Raw genomic sequence first — 24,126 nt, forward strand, 5'->3', positions numbered from 1 at the left:
TTTTTCCACGAAGTGGAGTTTTGCTTCTGCCTTGTGGAATGATTGTAGAACGAAGTGCGGACCGGCCGCAACTGGAGGAGATCCCATGACCGAACGCACCACAGGCGGCGTGCAGTCCGTCGAGCGCGCCTTCGAGCTGCTCGACCTCATGGCGGACGCGGGCGGCACGCAGACGCTGTCGGAGCTCGCGAACCGCACGGAGCTGCCGCCGCCGACCATTCACCGCCTTCTGCGCACGCTCGTGGGGCGCGGGTACGTCCGCCAGCTGCCCAACCGCCGCTACGCGCTCGGGCCCCGCCTCATCCGCCTCGGCGACGGCGCCAACCGCCAGCTCGGGCAGATCGCGGAGCCGTACCTCGCCGACCTCGTCGGCCGGCTGCAGGAGACCGCCAACCTCGCGGTGCTCGACGGAGACATGGTCCTGTACGTCGCGCAGGTGCCGTCGCCGCACTCGGTGCGGATGTTCACCGAGATCGGGCGACGCGCCCACACGCACGACACGGGGGTGGGCAAGGCGATCCTTTCGCAGCTCGACGAGCCGACCGTGCGGTCGATCGTGTCGCGGGTCGGGATGCCCCGCGCGACCGAGCACAGCATCGGCGACCCCGAGGAGCTCGTCTCGCACCTGTCGCTCATCCGCGAGCGCGGCTACTCGATCGACGACAACGAGCAGGAGATCGGCGTGCGCTGCTACGCCGTGCCGATCCCGAACGCCCCCACGCCGACGGCCGTCTCGGTCTCCGGCCCGCAGACCCGGGTCGATGAGGCGTTCGGCGAGCGCGCCGTGCCGCTCCTCCTCGAGGCCGCGGAGGCCATCAGCCGGGAGATGAACCGCACGGTCTGAAACCGCGCACGCGGAAGCGGGGTCGGGCGACCTGGACGCCCGACCCCGCTTCCGTGTGCCGACGACTACGCGTCGCCGCCGGCCGTTCCGGTGTGGCCGGCGCGCACGTCCTGCAGACGGTAGCGCTCGGCGGCCTGACGCGCAGCCGCGGGGTCGACCGCGCCGTCGAGCGCGAGCGCCTCGAGCGTGCGGACGACGATCGACTCGACGTCGACCCGGAAGAACCGCCGCGCCGCGGCCCGGGTGTCGGAGAACCCGAAGCCGTCGGTCCCGAGCGAGAGCCAGCGGCCGGGCACGTAGGGCGCGATCTGGTCCTGCACCTGCCGCATGTAGTCGCTGACGGCGACGACCGGACCGCCGGACCCCTCGCGGAGACGGCGGGTCACGTACGGCTCGCGCGGCTCGCCCGCGTGCAGGATGGCGCTGTCGGCGTCGATCGCGTCGCGGCGCAGCTCGTTCCAGCTCGTGACCGACCACACGTCGGCCGCGACGCCCCACTCCTCCGCGAGCACCCGCTGGGCCTCGATCGCCCACGGCACCGCGACGCCCGACGCGAGGATCTGCGCGGGGACGCCCTGGCCATCCGCCTGCGACACGCGGTGCATGCCGCGAAGGATGCCGTCGACGTCCACGCCCTCCGGCTCGGCCGGCTGCGAGATCGGCTCGTTGTAGACCGTGAGGTAGTACATGACGTTCGGGTCGGGATGGGCCCCTCCGTACATGCGCTCGAACCCCGCGCGCACGATGTGCGCGAGCTCGTACCCGTAGGCCGGGTCGTACGAGACGACCGCCGGGTTCGTCGATGCCAGGAGCGGCGAGTGGCCGTCGCCGTGCTGCAGCCCCTCGCCCGTGAGGGTCGTGCGCCCCGCGGTCGCGCCGATCACGAAGCCGCGCGCCATCTGGTCGGCCGCGGCCCAGAACGAGTCGCCCGTGCGCTGGAACCCGAACATCGAGTAGAAGACGTAGACCGGGATGAGCGGCTCGCCGTGCGTCGCGTACGACGTGCCCGCCGCCGTGAAGGCCGCGACGGCACCGGCCTCGTTGATGCCGACGTGGAGGATCTGACCGGCCTCGGACTCCTTGTAGGCGAGGAGCAGCTCGCGGTCGACCGACATGTAGTTCTGCCCGCGCGGGTTGTAGATCTTCGAGGTCGGGAAGTACGCGTCCATGCCGAACGTGCGCGCCTCATCCGGGATGATCGGCACGATCCGGTGCCCGACCTTCTTATCGCGCAGGATGTCGCGGAGGATGCGCGCGAACGCCATCGTCGTCGCCGCCTGCTGGGCTCCCGACCCCTTCTTCGCCGAGGCGTACACCGCATCGGCCGGGAGCTCGATCGCGGTGTGCGTCGCACGGCGCTCGGGCACCGGGCCGCCCAGCGCGCGACGGCGCTCGAGCATGTACTCGAGCTCGGGCGCGCCACGCTCAGGGCGGAAGTACGGCGGCCGGTACGGGTCCTCCTCGAGCTGCGCGTCGGGGATCGGGATCCGGAGCAGGTCGCGGAAGTCCTTGAGATCCTGGAGGGCGAGCTTCTTCATCTGGTGCGAGGCCATCCGACCCTCGAAGCTCGGACCGAGCGTGTACCCCTTGACCGTCTTCACGAGCACGACCGTGGGCTGACCGCGGTGCTCCATCGCGGCCTTGTAGGCCGAGTGCACCTTGACGTAGTCGTGCCCGCCGCGCCGGAGGTTCCAGATGTCCTCGTCGGAGTAGTCCGACACGAGCGCGAGCGTGCGCGGGTCGCGCCCGAAGAAGTGCTCGCGGACGAACGCACCCGACTCGGCCTTGAAGGTCTGGAAGTCGCCGTCCGGTGTGCGGTTCATGAGGTCGACGAGCGCGCCGTCGACGTCGCGCTCGAACAGCGCATCCCACTCGCGGCCCCAGACGACCTTGATGACGTTCCACCCGGCGCCGCGGAAGAACGCCTCGAGCTCCTGCATGACCTTCGTGTTGCCGCGGACGGGTCCGTCCAGACGCTGCAGGTTGCAGTTGATCACGAACGTGAGGTTGTCGAGCCCGTCGTTCGCCGCGAGCTGCAGCAGCCCGCGCGACTCGGGCTCATCCATCTCGCCGTCGCCGAGGAACGCCCACACGTGCTGGTCGGACGTGTCCTTGATGCCGCGCGCGTGCAGGTACCGGTTCGCCTGCGCCTGGTAGATGGCGTTCATCGGCCCGATGCCCATCGAGACCGTCGGGAACTCCCAGTAGGCCGGCTTGAGCCGCGGGTGCGGGTACGACGGCAGACCGTGCCCCTCGCGCGAGCGCTCCTGGCGGAAGCCGTCGAGGTCGGCCTCGTCGAGGCGCCCCTCCACGAACGACCGCGCGTACATGCCGGGAGACGCGTGCCCCTGGAAGTACACCTGGTCGCCGCCGCCCGGATGGTCCTTGCCGCGGAAGAAGTGGTTGAAGCCGACCTCGTAGAGCGTGGCGGCGCCCGCGTAGGTCGCGATGTGGCCGCCCACGCCCCCGGTCGACGGGTGCTGCGCACGATGCACCATGACCGCCGCGTTCCAGCGGATCCATGCGCGGTAGCGTCGCTCGGCCTGCTCGTCGCCCGGGTACGGCGCATCCTGCGAGGCCGGGATCGTGTTGACGTAGTCGGTCGTCAGCTCGGCCCGCGCGCGGTCCGCGCCGACGCGGGCGGCGAGCGCCTCGATCATGCGGTGCGCGCGCTCGCGGCCGCCCGCGGCCACGAGGCCGTCGATCGATTCGAGCCACTCCGCGGTCTCGGCGGGATCGACGTCGTCGACCCTCCGGTCGAGGAGCGCGGGTTCGAGGGGTGCTGTCATCGGCGGAAGCCCTTCCGGATGGTGCGCGAGCCCTGAGCAGGGGTGTCGGGCGCGACGCGGTCGACGGAGCTGATGTGGATGGAGGTGGTCTGGTTGCCAGCCGCGTTCACGCGGACGATCGGGACCTCGTTGCCGTCCGCGGCGATGAGCTTGCCGCCGACGAACGTGTCCCCGTCCTCGAGGGCCTCGAGCTCGTCCTCGCGGACCATGCGCGGGGGCGACGCGACGAAGACCGAGGCGTTCTTGCGCACGTTGCCGAGGGTGAGCTCGTTGAAGATGAGGTTGAGCAGGACGGCCATGATCGCAGCGGACGAGATGCCCGAGTGGAAGATGACCTCGAACCAGTCGGGGAACAGGTGGTAGATGTCGGTCTTGACGACCGGCAGCATGCCGAACGCGAGCGACGCCGCGACGATGATGAGGTTCATGTTGTTGCGGTAGTCGACCTTCGACAGCGTGCGGATGCCCGAGGCCGCGACCGTGCCGAACAGGACGATGCCCGCGCCGCCGAGGACCGGCATCGGGATGGCCGCGGCGACGCGCCCGAGGATGGGCAGGACGCCGAGGATGACGAGGATGACGCCGCCCGCGGTGACGACGAAGCGGCTCTTCACGCCTGTGATGGCGACGAGGCCCACGTTCTGCGCGAACGCGCTCTGCGTGAACGAGTTGAGCAGCGGCGACACCGCGCTGGCCGCCATGTCGGCGCGCAGGCCGTTGGCGATGCGGCGGGAGTCGACGCGCGCCCCCGTGATCTCGCCCACCGCGAGGATGTCGGCGGTCGTCTCGGTGAGGATCACGAGCACGACGACGAGCATCGAGACGATCGCTGCCGGGTCGAAGACCGGCGCGCCGAACGCGAGCGGGGTGGGGATGGCGAAGACCGGGCCGTCGAGGACCGACGAGAAGTCGGCCATCCCGAGCGGGATCGCGATGACGGTGCCGATGATGAGCGCGAGCAGGATCGACAGGCGCGAGATCGTGGCGCTGCCGAGCTTGGAGAGCACGACGATGATGAGGAGCGTGAGCCCCGCGAGCCCGACGTTGGCCATCGAGCCGTAGTCGTCGGCGGCCGCGTTGCCGCCCATGATCCAGTTGCCGGCGACCGGGATCAGCGAGAGGCCGATCGCGGTGATGACGACGCCCGTGACGACGGGCGGGAAGAAGCGGAGGATCATCGCGAAGAACGGCGTGATGACGAAGCCGATCAGCGACGCGGCGAGGACGGCGCCGAAGACCGCGGGCAGCCCTCCTCCCCCGTTCACGATCGCGAGCATCGTCGCGACGGCCGCGAACGACGTGCCCTGCACGAGCGGGAGCTTCGATCCGAAGAACGGGATCCCCACGCTCTGCAGGATGGTCGCGAGGCCTCCGATGAAGAGGCACGACGCGATGAGGAGGCCCTTCTCCGCGTCGGTGACGCCGGCGGCGCCGCCGAGGATGATCGGCGGGGCGATGATCCCGCCGTACATCGTCAGGACGTGCTGCAGTCCGTACATGAACGACCTGCCGACGGGCAGGCGCTCGTCCTCGGGCGATCCGGCGACATCCAGTGATCCGGGCAGCGCCCGGCGGTTCTTCTTGCTCATTGCTGACCTCCTTGTCGGCACGGCGGCGCTCGGCGCCGCCCAGGTTCGCGCGTGATCGCGCAGCGCCCGCGCGAGCGTGCGCGGGCACGCCCGTCCGCGGTCGGGTCGTCGAGAGCGACGACCCGACCGCGACGGGCTGTCGAGACGGCGCAGGGGCCGTCACGGCATCAGACGTAGGCGGGGATGCCCTGCCAGATGGCCGCGGTGTCGCCGAGGCCCTCGCGCCGCAGCGTGCCCTCGATGAGGCCGTACGGGCTGTGGGCGGCGTAGAACACCTCGTTGGGGTTGTCCTGGCCGAAGGGCTCGAGGTCCACGACGAAGTGGTGGAGGTTCGGCATGGAGAACTTGATCTCGTCGATCTCGGGGTGCGCCTCGAGCACGGCGCGGCCCATGATGTACTGCGTCTCCTGGAGCGCGCGCGAGTAGTGGTTCGTGAACGCCTCGAGCATGATCGTCCGGACCGACGCGAAGACCTCGTTGAAGTCGATGTCGGTGCGGTTGTACAGCCAGCGCGCCGTGACGTTCGTCGCGAGGATGCGGTCGGTCGTCTCGGGGAGCGTCGTGTAGCGGTCGACCGGGTAGCCGACGAATCCCGACTGCGTCGTCTTGAGCACGGCGAGGTCCTCGAGACCCGCGACCACGTGCGTCTGGTCGCCGACGATCTTCACGACCGCGGTGCGGGTCTCGGCTCCCGTGCCGCCGCGGAAGAACGAGTGGTCGTGGCCCTCGCCCGCGACCGGGATGCGCGACCACGTCGCCTGACGCGCGCCCCAGCGGCCGCCCGTGACCCACTCGAACTCGCTCGTGAAGTGGCGGCCGAGGCGGATGAGGAAGTCCTCGGGCGACCCGATGCCCTCCCGGGCGAAGCCGAACACCGTGTTCTTCTGCGTGTCCGTCGGCACAACGTGCGAGTTGTCGCCCTCGTAGTAGCACGAGTCGAAGTCGCCGTGGAGCTGCGAGACGACCGTGAGGTCCTCGATCTCGTGGCGGTCGGTGTCGCGCGTGACGCGGACGACGTGGACCTCTGCCTTGCCGTACTGGCTGTCGCCCAGCACGACCTTGGTCTGGGACGAGGTCTCGACGGTGGTGTCAGCGATGGTCATGATCAGCTACCCCTGTAGGTTGAATATGCGAACGGGCTGATGAGTAGCGGTACGTGATAGTGCTGCTCGGCGTCGCCGACCGTGAAGTCGATCGTGACGACGGGGTAGAAGGAATCCGTGCCGGTGCGCGCGAAGTACGCGGCGACCTCGAAGCGGAGCCGGTAGTGCCCCGGCTCGAGCGCCTCGGGACCGAGGTCCTTCACACGGCCGTCCGCGTCAGTGCGGGCGGATGCGACGACCGCGCCGTCCGCGTCCTCCAGTGCCACCGCGACGTCGGCGGCCGGACGGCCGATCGACGCGTCGAGGATGTGCGTGGTGACGTGGCTCATGCGCGGAGGATCCCTTCCAGTCGGAGGAGTGCGATCTCGCGAAGCTGTTCGGCGACTTCACGGATCTCGTCCTCGTCGGTGTTGTCGAGACGGCGGTTCAGCTCGTCGAGGATCTCTCGACCGCTGCGCCCCGCCGCCCGGATGAGGAAGACTCGCCCGAATCGCTCCTCGTAGGCGCGGTTGCCCGCGTGGAGCTCTGCGGCCAGTGCCGCATCGCCCGCATCGACGCCGGCCTGCTCTCCGCGCGACATGCCGGCTTCCGTCGAGCTGCCGCTCGGACGGTCCCCGATGCGCGGGTGATGCGCCAGCGCCGCGTCGATGTCCTCGTCCGTCCAGTCGAGCGCCCGCTCGCGGGCGGCCGACAGCACCTCCTCCACGTTGGAGTACGGACGAGCGGACACGACGGCCTCCACCCAGCGGTCGATGTCGGCGGCGGGCCGGATGAGCGCATCCGCCTCCGTCGGCGTCAGCTGGTTGAACGCTGCAAGCGTCATTGCTTACCTTCCTTCATTCCACACTCCGGAACTGTTCTTCCGTTGTGTGTAATTAGTGAAGCACCCCGTTTCGGGAGAGTCAAGCCGACCTCCGTGAGAAGCTACCGTGCGCACCGTCGTGCAGAAGAAGGAGACACCATGTCGACGCAGACCCGCGCCATCCGCAGCGCGCTCATCACCGGCGCCGGGACGGGCATCGGGCGGGCGACCGCCCTCGAGCTCGCGCGCCGGGGCTGGTCGCTCACCCTCGTCGGGCGCACGCGCGAGACGCTCGAGCGGACGGCCGCCGAGATCGCGGAGGCGAGCGGGCCGGCCGCCGCGTCCATCCCCGCCGACGTGACGCGACCGGATGACGTCGTCCGCGCGTTCGATGCCGCCCAGGAGCATGCAGGGCGCGTCGACCTGCTCTTCAACAACGCGGGCGCATTCGGGCCCCAGGCGCGGATCGACGAGCTCTCGGACGACGACTGGCAGCGGGTGCTCGACGTCAACGTCACGGGCGCGGTGCTCTGCGCGCGCGAGGCCTTCCGTCGCATGCGCGCGCAGACTCCGCAGGGCGGCCGCATCATCAACAACGGCTCGGTGTCGGCGCACCGTCCGCGCCCGCGATCGGCCGCCTACACGATCACGAAGCACGCGATGACCGGGCTCACGCGCTCGGTCGCGCTCGACGGGCGCTCCTTCGGCATCACCGCGACCCAGATCGACATCGGCAACGCCGCCACCGAGCTCCTGCACGGCATCGACGCGGGCGATGGCGCACTGCAGCCCGATGGCACGCGCCGCGTCGAGCCGACATTCGACGTCGCGCACGCCGCACGCCTGATCGCAGACGTCGCCGACCTGCCGCACGAGGTCGCGGTCCACGAGATCGTGGTGACCGCGACCGGCATGCCCTTCGACGGGCGCGGCTGATCGGCCATTGCGCCGCCCCGCCGGGCTGGACTATAATGAATTCCGAGCTACAGAAGCTTTATTCCATATCGTGAAAATACGGAGGCATCGTGGCCGAAGAGACCGTCGCACAGCTCGCTCCCGGCGCCGACGCGCCCGACTTCGCCCTGAGCGACGCGAAGGGCGAGACGGTGCGCCTGTCCGACTTCGCGGGCGGACGCACCATCCTCTACTTCTACCCCGCGGCCTTCACTCCCGGCTGCACGACCGAGGCGTGCGACTTCCGCGACAACCTCGCGTCGCTGAGCGGCGCCGGCTACCAGGTCGTCGGCATCTCGAAGGACGACGTCGAGACGCTCGCCCGCTTCGCCGAGGAGGACCGCCTGGACTTCCCGCTCCTCTCCGACCCGGATCACGCCGTCGCGAAGAGCTACGGCGCGTGGGGTGAGAAGCAGATCGACGGCCGCACCCTCACGGGCGTGCTGCGCTCGACGTTCGTGCTCGATGAGGAGAACCGCATCGAGATCGCCGAGTACCGCGTCGACCCGGATGGGCACGTCGCGGCCCTGCGCGAGAAGCTTGGGGTCTGAGAAGGAGTGCGCGTCACGCGTCGACGCGCTGCTCCTCCGCGATGTGAAGCGCCTCCGCGGTGCGTCGCATCTCGGCGCGCGCCTTCGCGGCGTCTCCGTTCAACGTCTCTCCGTAGGTGGGGATGAGCTCGCGCAGCGCGGGCTTCCATCCCTCGATCCGATCGGGGAAGCACGACGACAGCACGTCGAGCATGATCGTCGCGCCCGTCGACGCGCCCGGGGATGCTCCGAGCAGACCCGCGATCGAGCCATCCGCCGCCGAGACCACCTCGGTGCCGAACTGGAGCTTGCCGCCCTTCATGACCTGGGCGCGCTGACCGGCCTGGATGAGCTCCCAGTCCGCGCCGTCGGCTGTGGGCACGAAGACGCGCAGGGCCTCGATCTTCTTGGCACGGCTCTTGAGGAGCTCGGTCACGAGGTACTTCACGAGGTCGAGGTTCGTGGCTCCGACCTTGAGCATCGAGCCGATGTTGTGCAGGCGCACCTGCGAGACGATGTCGAGCCACGACCCCTTCTTGAGGAACTTCGGGCTGAACGTCGCGAACGGACCGAACATGAGCGACCCCTCGCCGTCGACGCGGCGGGCGTCGAGGTGCGGGACCGACATGGGCGGGGCGCCCACGGCCGCCTGCGAGTACACCTTCGCGCCGTGCTTCGCGACGAGCTTCGGATCGGTTGTCTTGAGGAACTGGCCGCCGATCGGGAAGACGCCGTAGCCCTTGATCTCGGGGATGCGCGCCTTCTGCAGGAGCTTGATGGCCCATCCGCCCGCGCCGACGAAGACGAAGCGCGCCCGCACCTGGCCGGGCGTCTTGCCGACCCGGTTGCGGTAGCTGACGAGCCAGGTGCCGTCCTTCTGCTTCTTGAGGCCGTTGACCTCGTGGTTCAGCAGCACCTCGGCGTCGTTCGCACGGAGGTGGTCGAAGAGCTGGCGGGTGAGCGCGCCGAAGTCGACGTCGGTGCCGGCCGGCACGCGCGTCGCGGCGAAGGGCTCGTCGGTCTTGCGGCGCTTCTCCATGAGCAGCGGCGCCCAGGAGTGGATGACGCGCGAGTCCTCGGAGTACTCGATGCCCTCGAAGAGCGGCTGGTCCTTGAGCGTCTCGTAGCGCGCGCGGAGGTAGGAGACGTCCTTCTCCCCCGTGACGAACGTCATGTGCGGCGTCGTGCTGATGAACGTCGACGGCGCGTCGAGGATGCCCTTCGCGACGAGGGATGCCCACAGCTCGCGGCTCTGCTGGAACTGCTCGTTGATGCCGATCGCCTTCGCCGGGTTCGACGGGTCGGGCATGTAGTTGAGCTCGCACAGGGCCGAGTGCCCGGTTCCCGCGTTGTTCCACGCGTTCGAGCTCTCCTGCGCGACCTCCCCGTCGCGCTCGAAGGCGACGATCTTCCAGTCGGGCTGCAGTTCCTTGAGGAGCGTGCCGAGTGTGGCGGACATGATCCCGCCGCCGATCAGCACGACATCGACGGTTTCACTCACGCGTCAATCCTATTCCCGGCTTTTCGGCGAACCTGACCATCCGCCGTCGAAAGAACACCGGAACTTGCGTTTCCGGCGCCCCGAAGACGGTGGCGTTCTTGCGATCGGGCCGGGACGCAGAACGGGCCGGCCCCGAGGGGCCGGCCCCGAGGGGCCGGCCCGTTCTGCGGGATGGATCAGCGCGCGACGGGCGAACCGAGCTTGGCGGCGACGAGCTCCGCGATCTGCACGGCGTTGAGCGCGGCGCCCTTGCGGAGGTTGTCGTTCGAGATGAACAGCACGAGACCGCGCCCCTCGGGAGCCGACTGGTCGGCGCGGATCCGGCCGACGTAGCTGGGGTCGCTTCCCGCCGCCTGCAGCGGAGTCGGGACCTCCTCGAGAGCCACGCCCGGGGCATCCGCGAGGAGCTCGCGCGCGCGCTCGGGCGTGATCTCGCGCGCGAACTCGGCGTGGATGCTCAGCGAGTGGCCGGTGAACACCGGAACGCGCACGCACGTGCCGGCCACGCGCAGGTCGGGGAGCTCGAGGATCTTGCGGCTCTCGTTGCGGAGCTTCTTCTCCTCGTCGGTCTCGTTCAGCCCGTCGTCGACGAGGTTGCCCGCGAGCGGCACGACGTCGAACGCGATGGGCGCGACGTACTTCTCGGGCTCCGGGAAGTCGACCGCCGAGCCGTCGTGCACGAGGCGGAGGGTGTCGCCCTGTGCGAGGACGCCCTCGACCTGGCCGAGGAGCTCCTGTGCGCCGGCGAGGCCCGAGCCCGAGACGGCCTGGTAGGTCGAGACGATGAGGCGCTCGAGGCCGGCCTCGGCGGCGAGCGGCTTGAGGACGGGCATGGCCGCCATGGTCGTGCAGTTCGGGTTCGCGATGATGCCCTTGACGGCCTGGTCGATCGCGTGGGGGTTGACCTCGCTCACGACGAGCGGGACCTCGGGGTCCATGCGCCAGGCGCTCGAGTTGTCGATGACGACCGCTCCGGCCGCGGCGAAGCGCGGGGCGTGCTCCTTCGAGGCGGAGCCGCCGGCGGAGAAGAGCGCGATGTCGATGCCCGACAGGTCGTCGGTCGCGATGTCCTCGACGACGACCTCGGTGCCGCCGAAGTCGATCGTTCGGCCGGCCGAGCGCGCCGACGCGAAGAGCCGCAGCTCGCGGATCGGGAAGTCGCGCTCCTGGAGGATCTCGCGCATCACGGTGCCGACCTGGCCGGTGGCGCCGACGACGGCGACGGAGAGTCCTGATTCAGAGATGCGGGTCATGGTGTTCCTCGGGGATGCGAGCGGGGTTGCTCGATTCTACCGGCGCCGCGGAGTGCCCCGTCCCGCCCGGGCATGTCTCACTTGTCGTGGGTCGGCGACCGGGCATGTCTCGCTTGGTGCGGGTCAGCGCCCGTGCATGTCTCACTTGTCGCGGATATAGCGCCTCCATACCGGCGCCGAGTGAGACATGCGTGATGGGAGTGGACGACGAAGGCCCCCGACCGCGGGGTCGGAGGCCTTCGGAGAGGGATGTCAGCGGCCGGTTCCGGCGTAGACGGTCGCCTCGACCTCGCCGTCGAGCCCGTACGCCGAGTGGACGACGCGGGCGGCCTCGTCGAGCTCGGTGTCGCGGAGGATGACCGAGATGCGGATCTCGCTCGTCGAGATCATCTCGATGTTGATGCCGGCGGAGCTCAGCGCCTCGAAGAGCGTCAGCGAAACGCCCGAGTGCGTGCGCATGCCCGCGCCGACGACCGAGAGCTTGCCGACCTGGTCGTCGTAGACGAGGTTCTCGTACCCGATATCGTCCTGCGCCGCCGTGAGCGCCTTCGCGACCTCGGCAGCCGACTGCTTCGGCAGCGTGAACGAGATGTCGGTGCGGCCCGCCTTCGCCGACTGCACGTTCTGCACGATCATGTCGATGTTGGCACCCGTCTTCGCGACGAGCGTGAAGATCGCTGCTGCCGAGCCCGGCACGTCCGGCACGCCGAGGACCGTGATCTTGGCCTGGCTGCGGTCGATGGCGACTCCGGCGACGACCGGCTCTTCCATTCCGATGGCGTCGTCCGACATGATCTCTCCCTTGGCATTGCGGGGGGCCTTCATCCCCTCGCCCAGAACGTACGTGCCCTCGTTCGACGTGAACGTCGAGCGGGCGTGGATGAGCACGCCGTGGCGACGGGCGTACTCGACGGCGCGGATGTAGAGCACCTTGGCACCGTTGGCGGCGAGCTCGAGCATCTCCTCGGCCGTGATGTGGCCGAGCTTGCGGGCGAGGGGCACGACCCGCGGGTCGGCCGTGAAGATGCCGTCGACGTCGCTGTAGATCTCGCACACGTCGGCGTCGAGCGCAGCGGCGAGCGCGACGGCTGTCGTGTCGGATCCGCCTCGGCCGAGCGTCGTGATGTCCTTCGTGTCGCGGTTGAAGCCCTGGAAGCCCGCGACGATGACGACGGCCCCGTCGTCGAGAGCCGCACGCAGGCGCACGGGGGTGACGTCGACGATGCGCGCGGCGCCGTGGTCGGCCGTCGTGATCATGCCCGCCTGGCTGCCCGTGAACGAGCGCGCCTCGTACCCCATCGAGTGGATGGCCATGGCCAGGAGCGCCATCGAGATGCGCTCTCCGCTGGAGAGGAGCATGTCGAGCTCGCGCGGCGCCGGGACCGGTGCGACCTGCGACGCGAGGTCGAGCAGCTCGTCGGTGGTGTCTCCCATCGCGCTGACGGCGACGACGACGTCGTGCCCCGCCCGGCGGGTGTCGACGATGCGCTTCGCGACGCGCTTGATGCTCTCGGCGTCGGCGACGGACGAGCCGCCGAACTTCTGGACGATCAACGCCAAGTGAGGCTCCTCACGGTGCGGGCGGGTGAGGGACGCAGGGCGCGCCCAGTCGACAAGTCTAGAGGCTCCGCACCCGCCGCCCCGCGCCCGCCCGCGCCGCCCGGAGGGCCATCCCCCGCCGGCCGTGCACGCGGGCGCCGGGAGGGCCGTCCCCCGCCGAGCGTGCACGCGGGCGCCGAGAGGGCCATCCCCCGCCGAGCGTGCACGTGGGCGCCGAGAGTGCCATCCCCCGCCGGCCGTGCATACGGGCGCCGAGAGCGCGGCCGGCGGCACGCCTCTCGGCGGCAACGCGCTGTCTGGGCGGCGAGCTGCAGTCTCGGCCGCGCGCTCAGGGGCGGCAACGCGCTGTCTCGGCGGCGACGCGCTGTCTCGGCCGCGAGGTGCAGTCTCGCCCGCGCGCTCAGGGGCGGCAACGCGCTGTCTCGGCGGCAATGCGCTGTCTCGGCCGCGAGGTGCAGTCTCGCCCGCACGCTCAGAGGAGGCCGCCCTCAGAGGCGCCGCGCGCTCAGAGGCGGCGGCGCTCAGAGGCGGCGGCGGCCCTCGAACGCGCGGCCGAGGGTGACCTCGTCGGCGTACTCGAGGTCTCCGCCGACCGGGAGGCCCGACGCGAGACGCGAGACCGCGATGTCGAGGGTCGTGAGCAGGCGGCTCAGATAGGCGGCGGTCGCCTCGCCCTCGAGGTTCGGGTTCGTCGCGAGGATGACCTCCTGGACGGTGCCGTCGGCGAGGCGCGTCATGAGCTGCTGGATGCGCAGGTCATCAGGCCCGATGCCGGCGATCGGGCTGATCGCCCCGCCGAGCACGTGATAGCGGCCGCGGAACTCGCGCGTGCGCTCGATCGCGGCGACGTCCTTCGCGTCCTCGACGACGCAGATGAGCGCCGGGTTGCGACGGGGGTCGCGGCAGATGCCGCACGTGTCGCTCTCGGAGACGTTGCCGCAGATCTCGCAGAACCTCACCCGCTCACGCACTTCGCGCAGGAGCTCGGAGAGTCGCGAGACGTCGAAGGACGGGGTCTGCAGGATGTGGAACGCGATGCGCTGGGCCGACTTGGGGCCGATGCCGGGAAGCCGGCCGAGCTCGTCGATCAGCTCCTGGACGATGCCGTCGTACATGGAGGGATGGTGTCCTTACGCAGGGGAGGTCACTGGAAGCGGGTCGCGGGCTCGTACGGCTCCTCGTGGAGGAACGTCGCGCCGAGCACCTGGCGGACCACCGCCTCGCCGTAGCGCTGGATGCCCTCGGGCCCGACGTGGCGCGCCTGCACCGTCGGCACGGGCGCCGGGTTCGGCGCGATCGCCTCCGCCGGCTCGGGCGGGATGTCGCCCGGGTCGGTGTCGTCGTCCTCGTCGACGGCGGGAGCGGCCGACGCGGGCGGGGCGATCTCGCCATCCGCGACGGGCGGTGCGATGCGGGCCGCGGGCGGGATCTCCGCCTCCTCCGGATCCTCGTCGACCGCGAGCGTGCCGACGGCACCACCCGGGATCGGCGCGACGGCCCACTCCGTGACGGTGCGGGACGACAGGGCGACCGCTCCTGCATCGGCCGAGGGCGCCGACGCGCGCTGCGGCGCCGACCGCTCCGGTGCGCGTGCGACGCCGCCCGCGCCGGCGGGAGGCGTCTGGCCGCCGCCCGGTCCGCTCGATCCGGGCCCCGCGCCGCCTGGTCCGCTCGATCCAGGCCCGCCGGGGCCCGGCTCGTGACGGGCGAGGTACTTCACGCGGATGCCGAGGACCTCGAGGATGACCCCGCGCAGGTCCTCGCTCACTCCCCCGCCCTGCGGCGTGCGCTGCTTGAAGGTCGCAAGGTCGCGCTGGTTCGTGAACGCCAGCGTCAGCACGTCGCCCTCCGCGGCCACCGGCCGCGCGCTCTGGAGCACGAGCCACGACGCGCGACTCGCATGCTCCAGTCGGGCGAGGATCCCCGACCACACGGCCTGCACTCCGGCGAGGGTCAGCGGCGCGCCGGCAGGAGCAGGCTCACGCGCGGGCTCCGGTCGACGCGGCTGCTCGCTGCGAGCGGGCTCGTCGTACGGGTCGTAGGGCGGCTCGTCCTCGGGCGCGGGCAGCGGCCCGTCGTCGGCCGGCGGACGCTCGGCAGACGTCGGCTGTGCGGGAGCCACGGGCCCGTCCGCACCGGGCGGGATGGTCGCCCAGCCGGCGGCGGGGACGGTTCCGTCATCGCGGACGGCCGTCGCGGGACGTACGGGTGCCTCGGGCCCATCGGACCTCACCGCGCTGGAGCCCGCGGCAGCAGGCGCCGCAGCCGCGGGCGGTGCCGGAGACGTGGGAGGTGCCGCCGTGGGCCCTGCGGTCGGTGCCGCCGCGCGAGGTGCCACCGGCGCAGCGACGGAAGGTGCAGCCGCCGGTGCCGCAGGTGCAGCCGCCGGTGCCGCAGGTGCAGCCGCCGGTGCCGCAGGCGCAGCCGCCGGTGCGGTAACAGGAGGTGCCGCAGGTGCAGCCGCCGCAGGTGCCGCAGGTGCAGCCGCCGCAGGTGCTACCGGTGCAGCCGCCGCAGGTGCTACCGGTGCAGGCGCCGCAGGCGCAGCCGCAGCAGGTGCCGCAGCCGCAGCAGGTGCCGCTGCAGGAGGCGCAGCCGCAGGAGGTGCCGCTGCCGCAGGTGCCGCCGGAGCCGCAGGCGCAGCCGCAGCGGGCGTCCCCGCCGCCGGCCCCGCGGCCCCGGCCGCGGGCCCCGCCGGCGCGGCCGGACCGCGCGAGGAACCGGCCGCGGTCGCGCCCCCGGCCGGAGCCGCGGCCGCTCCGTGTGTGAGGACGCGCGCGATCATGAGCTCGAGTTGGAGGCGAGGCGACGTCGCGCCGGTCATGCCGTCGAGGGCGGCGCTGACGATGTCGGCGGTGCGCGAGAGGCGCTCCGCGCCGAAGCGCTCGGCCTGCTGCCCCATGCGCTCGAGCTCATCGGACGGGATGCCGCGCAGCACGGCGGACGCGCCGGCGCCCGTGGCCGCGATCACGATGAGGTCGCGAAGCCGCTCGAGCAGGTCGTCCACGAAGCGGCGGGGGTCCTGCCCCGTCTGCACGACGCGGTCGACCGCGCCGAACGCGGAGCCCGCGTCGGCCAGCGCGAACGCGTCGACGACCTCGTCGAGGAGCTCGGCATGCGTGTAGCCCAGCAGCGCGACCGCGCGCTCGTAGGTCACGCTGTCGTTCTCGGACCCCGCGATCAGCTGATCGAGGATCGACAGCGTGTCACGGGGAGAGCCTCCGCCCGCGCGCACGACGAGGGGCAGCACCCCCTGCGCCACGGCCACGCCCTCCTCGGCGCACAGCTTCTCGACGTACGCGAGCATCGCGGCCGGCGGCACCAGCCGGAAGGGGTAGTGATGCGTGCGCGAGCGGATGGTGCCGATCACCTTGTCGGGCTCGGTGGTCGCGAAGATGAACTTCACGTGCGCGGGAGGCTCCTCGACGAGCTTGAGCAGCGCGTTGAAGCCCTGCGGCGTGACCATGTGGGCCTCGTCGAGGATGAAGATCTTGAACCGGTCGCGTGCGGGGGCGAAGATCGCTCGCTCCCGGAGGTCGCGCGCGTCGTCGACGCCGTTGTGGCTCGCGGCGTCGATCTCGACGACGTCGAGCGAGCCGCCGCCCGTCCGCGAGAGCTCGACGCAGCTGTCGCAGCGGCCGCACGGCGTGTCGGTCGGGCCCTCTGCGCAGTTGAGGCAGCGCGCGAGGATGCGCGCCGAGGTCGTCTTGCCGCAGCCGCGGGGCCCCGAGAAGAGGTACGCGTGCCCGATGCGATCGCCGCGCAGCGCGGTCATGAGCGGATCCGTGACCTGCGCCTGGCCGATCATCTCCCCGAAGGTCTCCGGCCGGTAGCGGCGATACAAGGCGGTGGTCACGGATCCAGCCTACGGCTCCCCGCCGACATCGCGCTGAGACCCTCGATCGGCGCTCACGCGGCGAGGGCGGCCGCGATCGCGTCGTCGGCCATGCCGCGCGCGAGCAGCTCGGCGAGGAGGATGCGCGCCTGGCCCGCACGGAGCGTGCGCGCCATCGCGGCGCCCGCGACGACGAGGTCGTGACCGCCGCCTCCCCCGCCGTAGGTCGCAGCGAGCGCCCCCTCCGGCACGCGGCTCGTGACCGCGACGCGCACGCCCTGATCGACGCAGCGGCGCACGCCCTCGACGATGGCCGGCGACGCGTTCCCCGAGCCGAGCGCCTCGAGCACCACGGCCCGTGCGCCGGCCGCCGCGCTCGCGCGCAGGTGCACGTCGTCTCCGCCGGGGACGACCGCGACGACGTCGACACGGACGCGCGCGACGCCGTCGTGCGCGCGTCGCGCCGTCGCGAGAGCGGACGCACCGAGAGCGGGCGCCGCGAGAGCGTCGCCGCCCCGCCGGAAGGCGTCGGCGTCGTCGGTGCGCGCCTTGAACGCGCCCCACGCGGGGAGGACGCGCCCGCCGAACACGATGACGGCGCCGCCCGTCGCAGGGTGGCGCGGCGCGGTCGCCTCGCCCGATGCGATCGAGAGGGCCGCCGCGACGTTCGCGGGGCCATCCGACCGCGGATCGTCGGGCAGGAACTGCGCGCCGGTCAGCACGATCGGGCGCGGGTCGGCTCCGCACTGCAGGCCGACGAGAAGCGCGGTCTCCTCGAGCGAGTCGGTGCCGTGGAGCACGACCACACCCGTCGTGTGCGGGTCGGCCAGCGCGTCGGCCACGGCGTCGGCGATCTCCTGCATGCGCGCGAGGTCGAGCGCGGCCGAGTCCTCCGCCATCAGATCGACCACGCGGACGGGCGCTGACGCCCCGGCCGACGCCGTGATGGCGTCGCCGCCGAGCGCGGGCGCCGTGCCGCCCTCGGCTGACGGGCGGCTCGCGATGGTGCCGCCCGTCGCGACGACGACGACGGCCGGGGCGGGCGTCACTCGGCCCGTCCCGAGCGGGTCGCGGCCGCGCGGTGCGCGAGCGCGGCGAGCGTGCCCGTCCGCTCGGCCGTGAGCGCCCGGATGCGGTCGCGCGAGAGGAACCAGCCCGCGATGAGCGCCGGCACGATGAGGACGAGCGACGCGACGGTGGCGCTGCCGATCGGGTAGTCGAGCGCCATGAGCACGACGACGGCGCCGAGGAAGACGAGCGTCGCGTAGCCCGTGTAGGGGGCGCCGGGCATCCGGAACGCGGGGCGCTCGAGCGCGCCGCGCTCGGCGAGGCTGCGCAGCTTCAGCTGGCAGAGGACGATGACCGCCCACGCGCTGATGATGCCGAGCGCCGAGACGTTGAGCGCGATCTCGAACGCCTGCTCGGGCACGACCGCGTTGAGCGCCACCCCGATCGCGGTGACGACGGCCGTGACGGCGATCCCCATGTACGGCACGCCCGCGCGGTTCATGCGGGCGAGCGCGGCGGGAGCCGAGCCCGAGACCGCCATCGAGTGGAGGATGCGCCCGGTCGAGTAGAGACCGGCGTTGAGCGACGAGAGCACCGCCGTGAGCACGACGAGGTTCATGATGATGTCCGCGCCCTCGACGCCGATCGCGCCGAAGAACGTCACGAACGGGCTCTCGCCCGCGGCGTACGACGTGGTCGGCATGAGCAGCGTGAACAGGAGCACCGAGCCCACGTAGAAGACGACGAGGCGGAACACGACCGTGCGGATGGCCTTCGGCATGACGGTGCGGGCATCCTGGGTCTCCCCCGCGGCGGTGCCGACGAGCTCGATCGAGGCGTACGCGAAGACGACGCCCTGGATGACGATGAAGGCGGCGAGCACGCCGTTCGGGAAGACGCCGCCGTTGTCGGCGATGAGGTGGAAGCCCGGCGCGACGCCGTCGACCGGCGTGCCGGTCACGACGAAGAAGACGCCGACGACGAGGAACGCGACGAGCGCGAGCACCTTCACGAGCGCGAACCAGAACTCGAGCTCGCCGAACACCTTCACAGAGAGCAGGTTCATGCCGAGCACGAGCACAAGCGCCACGAGCGCGAACACCCACTGGTCGATCGCCGCGAGCCACGCGACGTACTGCTTGAAGAAGTTCATGTAGAGGGCGACGGCCGTGACGTCGGCGACCGAGGTCATCGCCCAGTTCAGCCAGTACATCCAGCCTGCGAAGAACGCCATCTTCTCGCCGTAGAACTCGCGCGCGTACGACACGAAGGAGCCGCTCGACGGACGGTGCACGATGAGCTCGCCGAGGGCACGCAGCACGAGGAACGCGAAGAACGCGCAGACGGCGTACACGACGACGAGGGCCGGGCCGGCGCTCTCGAGCCGGCCGCCGGCTCCCATGAACAGGCCGGTGCCGATCGCGCCGCCGATGGCGATCATCTGGATCTGGCGGGGACGGAGCGCCTTGCGGAATCCGGACTGCTCGTCGGGGAGCGACGAGGGGGCGGAGTCGGGGGTCTGGGTCGACACGGTGTCTGCCTTCGGTCGGGCGGCGACGTTGCCGCGGAATCTGGCTAGCTGCCAAACAGCTTGCGACATCCGACCACGCGAGCCGCGAGATGTCAAGTCGGATGTCCGGAAATCTGTCTGGTAGCTTTACAGGCACGTTCCACCTCAAGGAAGAGAACAGTGATGACGAAGACGCGCAGCGAGCACGACCTCCTCGGCGACCTCGAGGTCCCGGCAGACGCCTACTGGGGCGTCCACACGGCCCGGGCGGTCGCCAACTTCCCCGTCACGGGCACGCCGATCGGACGATTCCCGTTCCTCGTGCGCGGGCTCGCAGCCGTCAAGCGGGCCGCGGCGCTCGCCAACCGCGATCTCGGCCTGCTCGACGCCGCCCGGTGCGACGCGATCACGGCCGCGTGCGCGGAGATCCGCGCGGGCGCTCTCCACGACCAGTTCGTCGTCGACCTCATCCAGGGCGGCGCCGGCACGTCGACGAACATGAATGCGAACGAGGTCATCGCCAACCGCGCGCTCGAGCTGCTCGGGCACGAGAAGGGCGACTACGCGCGCCTGCACCCGAACGACCACGTCAACATGAGCCAGTCGACCAACGACGTCTACCCCACCGCGATCAACGCGGCGCTCACGGAGGCGGTCGACGAGCTCGAGGCGGCGATGGCGCACCTCGAGGCGGCGTTCGCGCGGAAGGCCGCACAGTTCGCCGCGCATCTCAAGGTCGGCCGCACGCAGCTGCAGGACGCGGTGCCCATGACCCTCGGGCAGGAGTTCGGGGCGTTCGCCGTCATGCTCGGCGAGGACAGGGCGCGGCTGCGGGAGTCGGCCGCGCTCCTGCTCGAGGTGAACCTGGGCGCCACCGCGATCGGCACGGGCCTCAACGCCCCCGCAGGCTACGCCGCCCGCGCCTGCGCGCACCTCGCCGGGCTCACGGGGCGCCCGTTCGTCACCGCCGCCGACCTCGTCGAGGCGACGCAGGATCCCGGCGCGTTCGTGCACGTCTCCGGGGTGCTCAAGCGCATCGCGATCAAGCTCTCCAAGACGTGCAACGACCTGCGCCTGCTGTCGTCCGGTCCGCGCGCGGGGCTCGGCGAGATCTCGCTGCCCGCCGTGCAGGCCGGCTCGAGCATCATGCCCGGCAAGGTGAATCCGGTCATCCCCGAGATGGTCACGCAGGTGGCGTACACCGTGATCGCCGACGACCTCGCCGTCACGCTCGCCGCGGAGGCGGGCCAGCTGCAGCTCAACGCCTTCGAGCCGGTGATCGCGCGCGCCCTCTCGCAGAGCTTCGCGCATCTCACGGCGGCGTGCCGGCTCCTGGCCGACCGCTGCGTCGACGGCATCGAGGCGCACCCCGAGATCATGGCGGAGCGCGTCGCGTCGTCGATCGGCCTCGCGACCGCGCTCAACCCGCTGCTCGGCTACCGGATGGCCACCGACATCGCGCAGGAGGCGCTGCGGACGGGCCGATCGGTTCCGGATGTCGCGCTCGAGCGCGGGCTGCTCACGCCCGACGAGGTGCGCGCCGCGCTCAGCCCCGAGCGGCTGGTCGTGTCAGGGGGATGACGACGCGCTCGACCTCGCCGAGGTGCGCGCGCATGGCCTCGCGGGCCTCGATCGGCGAGCCGACCGCGATCGCCTCGGCGATCCGCCGGTGCTCGCGACCGGATGGCTCCTGGCGCGACGCGACGAGGTTCACGACCTGCGACTGACGCGAGAGGGCGTCGCGGATGTCGGAGACGGCCTTCGCGAAGACCGCGTTCCCCGACGCCTGCGCGACGAGAGAGTGGAAGCGGGTGTCCAGCGCGACCCATTCCTGCGGGTCGTCGCACGCGTCCATCGCATCGCACAGGGCGGTGAGCTCGTCGCGCTGCTCGTCCGTCCGGCGCTCGGCGGCTAGCCCCGCCGCGGGGACCTCGATGTGCGGGCGCGCCTCCATGAGGTCGCGCGCGGAGAACTCGCCGTACACGGTGGTCGGATCGATCCGGTCCGCCGTCACGTACGTGCCGCTGCCGGTGCGCGTCTGGGTGAGCCCGAGGGTCTGCAGCGAGCGCAGCGCCTCGCGGATGACCGGCCGACTCACGGCGTACCGCTCCGCGAGCAGCGCCTCCGACGGCAGTCGCGTGCCGACCGCGAGCGCCCCCGAGGTGATCGCGCCGCGCAGGTCCTCGATCACGGACTCCGCGACGCTGCGGCGCACGACGGGCGCGGGGCGCGAGGTCCATTCGTCGGGCATGCCCTCCACTGTCTGCGCCCGGCCACGCAAAGTCAAACCGTGCGCGGCCGGGCGCGGACGACGCTCAATCGAGCGTGCGCGGGTCGGTCGAGCGCTCCACGAGGTCGTCGGCCACGATCGGGATGGCCGTGGTGACCGGCGGCAGGGTCGGCTCGAGCTGCGAGCCGTCCTCGCGGTGCATCGACGAGTACTTGCGCATGGTCGGGCGCCCCGGGCGCACGGGCCCCTGATCGGCGAGCGGCACGATGGCCGGCGCGGACGCGCTCGCGGTGTGGGACACGCCGCGCACCGTGAACGTCACGGGGTCGCCCGAGCGGACCGACACCCGCATCTCGTCGCGCCGGATCGAGACGTCCAGCTGCGAGCCCTGCCATGCGAGGGCGTACTGCAGCTCGGGCCAGTCGCGCGGGAGGCGCGGGTCGAAGCTGAGCTCGCCGTCGTGGTCGCGCATGCCGCCGAAGCCCGCCACGAGCGCCGTCCACACGCCGCCCGCCGACGCCACGTGCACGCCGTCGGACGTGTTGCCGTGCATGTTCGCGAGGTCGACGAACAGCGCGTGCTCGAAGTACTCGAGCGCGAGGTCCTGGTACCCGACCTCGGCCGCGAGGATCGACTGCACGACGGCCGACAGCGTCGAGTCGCCCGTCGTGAGCGGGTCGTAGTACTCGAAGTCGGCGAGCTTCTCCTCGTCGGTGAAGTGGTTGCCCTGCAGGTAGAGGGCGAGCACGACGTCCGCCTGCTTGAGCACCTGGAACCGGTAGATGACGAGCGGATGGAAGTGCAGCAGCAGCGGGCGCTGCTCGCGCGGGGTGTGCTCGAGGTCCCACACCTCGCGCTCGAGGAACAGGGAGTCCTGCGGGTTGATGCCGAGCTTCTCGTTGTACGGGATGTACATCGCGTCGGCTGCGCGCTCCCAGGCCTCCGGCTCGCCCGGATCGAGCTGCACGCGGTCGACGAGGTCGCGGTACGCGCGCCCGGACTTCTCGGCCATCGTGCGGACGACCCGCGCCGCGGCACGGAGGTTGAAGCGGGCCATCACGTTCGTGAAGAGGTTGTCGTTCACGACGGTCGTGTACTCGTCGGGCCCGGTCACGCCGTGGATGTGGAAGCTCTCCTCGCCCTCGTTCTGCCGCCAGAACCCGAGCGTCGTCCACATCCGCGCGGTCTCGACGAGGACATCCGCGCCCTCGCGCGCCATGAAGTCGACGTCGCCCGTCGCGCGGACGTAGCGCACGAGCGCGAAGGCGATGTCGGCGTTGATGTGGTACTGCGCGGTGCCCGCCGCGTAGTAGGCCGACGCCTCCTCGCCGTTGATCGTGCGCCACGGGTAGAGGGCGCCGGCCTCGCTCATCTTCGCCGCGCGTCGACGCGCGGCGGGGAGCATCTTCGTGCGCATGCGCATGGCGTTGCGCGCCCAGAGCGGCGTCGTGTAGGCGAGGAACGGGAGGATGTAGATCTCCGTGTCCCAGAAGTAGTGGCCGCTGTAGCCCGAGCCGGTGACGCCCTTGGCCGGCACGCCCCATCCGTCCGCGCGCGCCGCCGCCATGGCGAGCTGGATGAGGCACCAGCGGGTCGCCTGCTGCAGGTCGTCGTGGCCGACGATGCGGACATCCGACCGCTCCCAGAACCCCGTCATCCAGCGACGCTGCGCCTCGAAGACCGAGGCCGTGCCCGTCGCGAGCACGCGGTCGAGGGTGCGCCGGCAGCGGTCGATGAGCTCGCCCGTCGGCACGCTGCGCGACGTGTGGTAGCTGATCGTCTTGGTGACGGTCACGGGCACGCCGGCCTTCGCCTCGACGCGGAAGACGTTCTTCGCGATGTCGGGCTCGATGAGCGCGCGGTGCACATGAGCGTTCTCGGTCTCGATGACGTGGTCGGCGACGACCGCGAGCGACATGCCGGAAGACGCCGTGCGATACGACAGCGCGGTGCGCGTGCCGTCCTGCCAGTGCTCCTGCGGCATGAGCACGCGCTCCGCTTCGATGCGCTCGGCGCGGCGCGGGTCGAAGGTCGCGCCCGGCGCGTGCGGGTGGCCCCCGTACACGTCCTGCCCGTCCTGCCGGTTGATGAGCTGGCAGTTGATGACGACCGGAGCGTCCGCGTTGCGGACCGTGACGGTCATCCGCTCGATCGCGAGGTGCCGGTCCTCGAACGGCACGAGGCGCTCCGACTCGAGGAGCACCTCCTTGCCCGACGGCGTGACCCACAGCAGACGGCGCCGCAGGACCCCGTCGCGGAAGTCGAGCGAGCGCTCGTACTCGCGCACGTCCGCGAGGTCGAGCGAGAGGGGCTCATCGTCGACGTAGACGCGCATGACCTTCGGGTCGGGCACGTTGACGATCGTCTGCCCCACCTCGGCGAAGCCGTAGGCGCTCTCGGCGTGACGGATCGGCCACGTCTCGTGGAAGCCGTTGATGAACGTGCCGTGCTCGTGCGCGTGGCGGCCCTCGGGGTAGTTCCCGCGCAGTCCGAGGAAGCCGTTCCCGACGGCGAACAGGGTCTCGGTGACACCCGCGTCCTCCTCGGAGTAGCGGGTCTCGACGAGGCGCCAGGGGTCGACGGGAAAGCGGTCGCGATCGATCATGCGTGTGCTCCGG

18 protein-coding genes are annotated in these 24,126 nt (G+C 71.3%); 4 read left to right on the forward strand and 14 right to left on the reverse strand.

Annotated features, from left to right (window positions below; translation table 11 throughout):
* The first annotated feature begins 85 nt into the window (after positions 1–85).
* Entirely contained in the window at positions 86–844 is a 759-nt protein-coding gene (locus M1D46_RS14575; RefSeq protein ID WP_324014201.1) for an IclR family transcriptional regulator, read from the forward strand.
* Between the two features lie 65 nt (positions 845–909).
* Here the strand turns inward: M1D46_RS14575 and aceE are convergent, their stop codons facing one another.
* The 5 genes from aceE to uraD form a co-directional block, all read right to left on the reverse strand.
* Positions 910–3,633, reverse strand: coding sequence for a pyruvate dehydrogenase (acetyl-transferring), homodimeric type (aceE, locus tag M1D46_RS14580; protein ID WP_456285912.1), 2,724 nt, complete (start codon positions 3,631–3,633; stop codon positions 910–912).
* Positions 3,630–5,222: a nucleobase:cation symporter-2 family protein gene (locus M1D46_RS14585; RefSeq protein WP_421076311.1), complete on the reverse strand. Its 1,593-nt coding sequence runs from the start codon at positions 5,220–5,222 to the stop codon at positions 3,630–3,632. The genes aceE and M1D46_RS14585 overlap by 4 nt, the downstream gene beginning before the upstream one ends.
* Before the next feature lie 167 nt (positions 5,223–5,389).
* Positions 5,390–6,325: a factor-independent urate hydroxylase gene (gene pucL, locus M1D46_RS14590; protein WP_282979723.1), complete on the reverse strand. Its 936-nt coding sequence runs from the start codon at positions 6,323–6,325 to the stop codon at positions 5,390–5,392.
* Positions 6,326–6,327: 2 nt separating this feature from the next.
* Positions 6,328–6,654: a hydroxyisourate hydrolase gene (gene uraH, locus M1D46_RS14595; RefSeq protein WP_282979724.1), complete on the reverse strand. Its 327-nt coding sequence runs from the start codon at positions 6,652–6,654 to the stop codon at positions 6,328–6,330.
* On the reverse strand, positions 6,651–7,148 hold the full coding sequence (gene uraD / locus M1D46_RS14600) for a 2-oxo-4-hydroxy-4-carboxy-5-ureidoimidazoline decarboxylase (RefSeq protein ID WP_324014199.1): 498 nt from the start codon (positions 7,146–7,148) through the stop codon (positions 6,651–6,653). The genes uraH and uraD overlap by 4 nt, the downstream gene beginning before the upstream one ends.
* A 138-nt stretch (positions 7,149–7,286) precedes the next feature.
* Between uraD and M1D46_RS14605 the strand changes: the two genes are divergently transcribed.
* Complete coding sequence (locus M1D46_RS14605) at positions 7,287–8,063, forward strand: SDR family oxidoreductase (protein WP_456285913.1); 777 nt, start codon at positions 7,287–7,289, stop codon at positions 8,061–8,063.
* Positions 8,064–8,152: 89 nt separating this feature from the next.
* Entirely contained in the window at positions 8,153–8,632 is a 480-nt protein-coding gene (gene bcp / locus M1D46_RS14610; protein WP_271173948.1) for a thioredoxin-dependent thiol peroxidase, read from the forward strand.
* 13 nt (positions 8,633–8,645) lie between these two features.
* Here the strand turns inward: bcp and mqo are convergent, their stop codons facing one another.
* The 7 genes from mqo to M1D46_RS14645 form a co-directional block, all read right to left on the reverse strand.
* Positions 8,646–10,070 carry a malate dehydrogenase (quinone) gene (gene mqo / locus M1D46_RS14615; RefSeq protein WP_456287176.1) on the reverse strand — a complete coding sequence of 475 codons (1,425 nt, stop codon included), beginning with the start codon at positions 10,068–10,070 and terminating at the stop codon, positions 8,646–8,648.
* A gap of 218 nt (positions 10,071–10,288) precedes the next feature.
* A complete protein-coding gene (locus M1D46_RS14620; RefSeq protein WP_456285914.1) occupies positions 10,289–11,365 on the reverse strand; it encodes an aspartate-semialdehyde dehydrogenase in 1,077 nt (358 codons plus the stop codon).
* Positions 11,366–11,617: 252 nt separating this feature from the next.
* Positions 11,618–12,925, reverse strand: a complete 1,308-nt coding sequence (locus tag M1D46_RS14625) for an aspartate kinase (protein WP_271173951.1) — start codon at positions 12,923–12,925, stop codon at positions 11,618–11,620.
* Positions 12,926–13,446: 521 nt separating this feature from the next.
* Complete coding sequence (gene recR / locus M1D46_RS14630; protein WP_456285915.1) at positions 13,447–14,040, reverse strand: recombination mediator RecR; 594 nt, start codon at positions 14,038–14,040, stop codon at positions 13,447–13,449.
* 29 nt (positions 14,041–14,069) lie between these two features.
* Entirely contained in the window at positions 14,070–16,781 is a 2,712-nt protein-coding gene (locus M1D46_RS14635; protein WP_456285916.1) for a DNA polymerase III subunit gamma and tau, read from the reverse strand.
* Between the two features lie 53 nt (positions 16,782–16,834).
* Positions 16,835–17,809: an asparaginase domain-containing protein gene (locus tag M1D46_RS14640; protein ID WP_456285917.1), complete on the reverse strand. Its 975-nt coding sequence runs from the start codon at positions 17,807–17,809 to the stop codon at positions 16,835–16,837.
* On the reverse strand, positions 17,806–19,368 hold the full coding sequence (locus M1D46_RS14645) for an amino acid permease (RefSeq protein ID WP_416383292.1): 1,563 nt from the start codon (positions 19,366–19,368) through the stop codon (positions 17,806–17,808). The genes M1D46_RS14640 and M1D46_RS14645 overlap by 4 nt, the downstream gene beginning before the upstream one ends.
* Before the next feature lie 93 nt (positions 19,369–19,461).
* Between M1D46_RS14645 and M1D46_RS14650 the strand changes: the two genes are divergently transcribed.
* Positions 19,462–20,859, forward strand: a complete 1,398-nt coding sequence (locus M1D46_RS14650) for an aspartate ammonia-lyase (RefSeq protein ID WP_456285918.1) — start codon at positions 19,462–19,464, stop codon at positions 20,857–20,859.
* On the opposite strand, the gene M1D46_RS14655 is transcribed toward M1D46_RS14650, so the two are convergent.
* On the reverse strand, positions 20,825–21,529 hold the full coding sequence (locus M1D46_RS14655) for a FadR/GntR family transcriptional regulator (RefSeq protein WP_456285919.1): 705 nt from the start codon (positions 21,527–21,529) through the stop codon (positions 20,825–20,827). The genes M1D46_RS14650 and M1D46_RS14655 overlap by 35 nt on opposite strands.
* A gap of 64 nt (positions 21,530–21,593) precedes the next feature.
* Positions 21,594–24,113: a glycoside hydrolase family 65 protein gene (locus M1D46_RS14660; protein ID WP_456285920.1), complete on the reverse strand. Its 2,520-nt coding sequence runs from the start codon at positions 24,111–24,113 to the stop codon at positions 21,594–21,596.
* Positions 24,114–24,126: the final 13 nt, after the last annotated feature.

Source organism: Microbacterium sp. JZ70 (genome assembly GCF_053903225.1).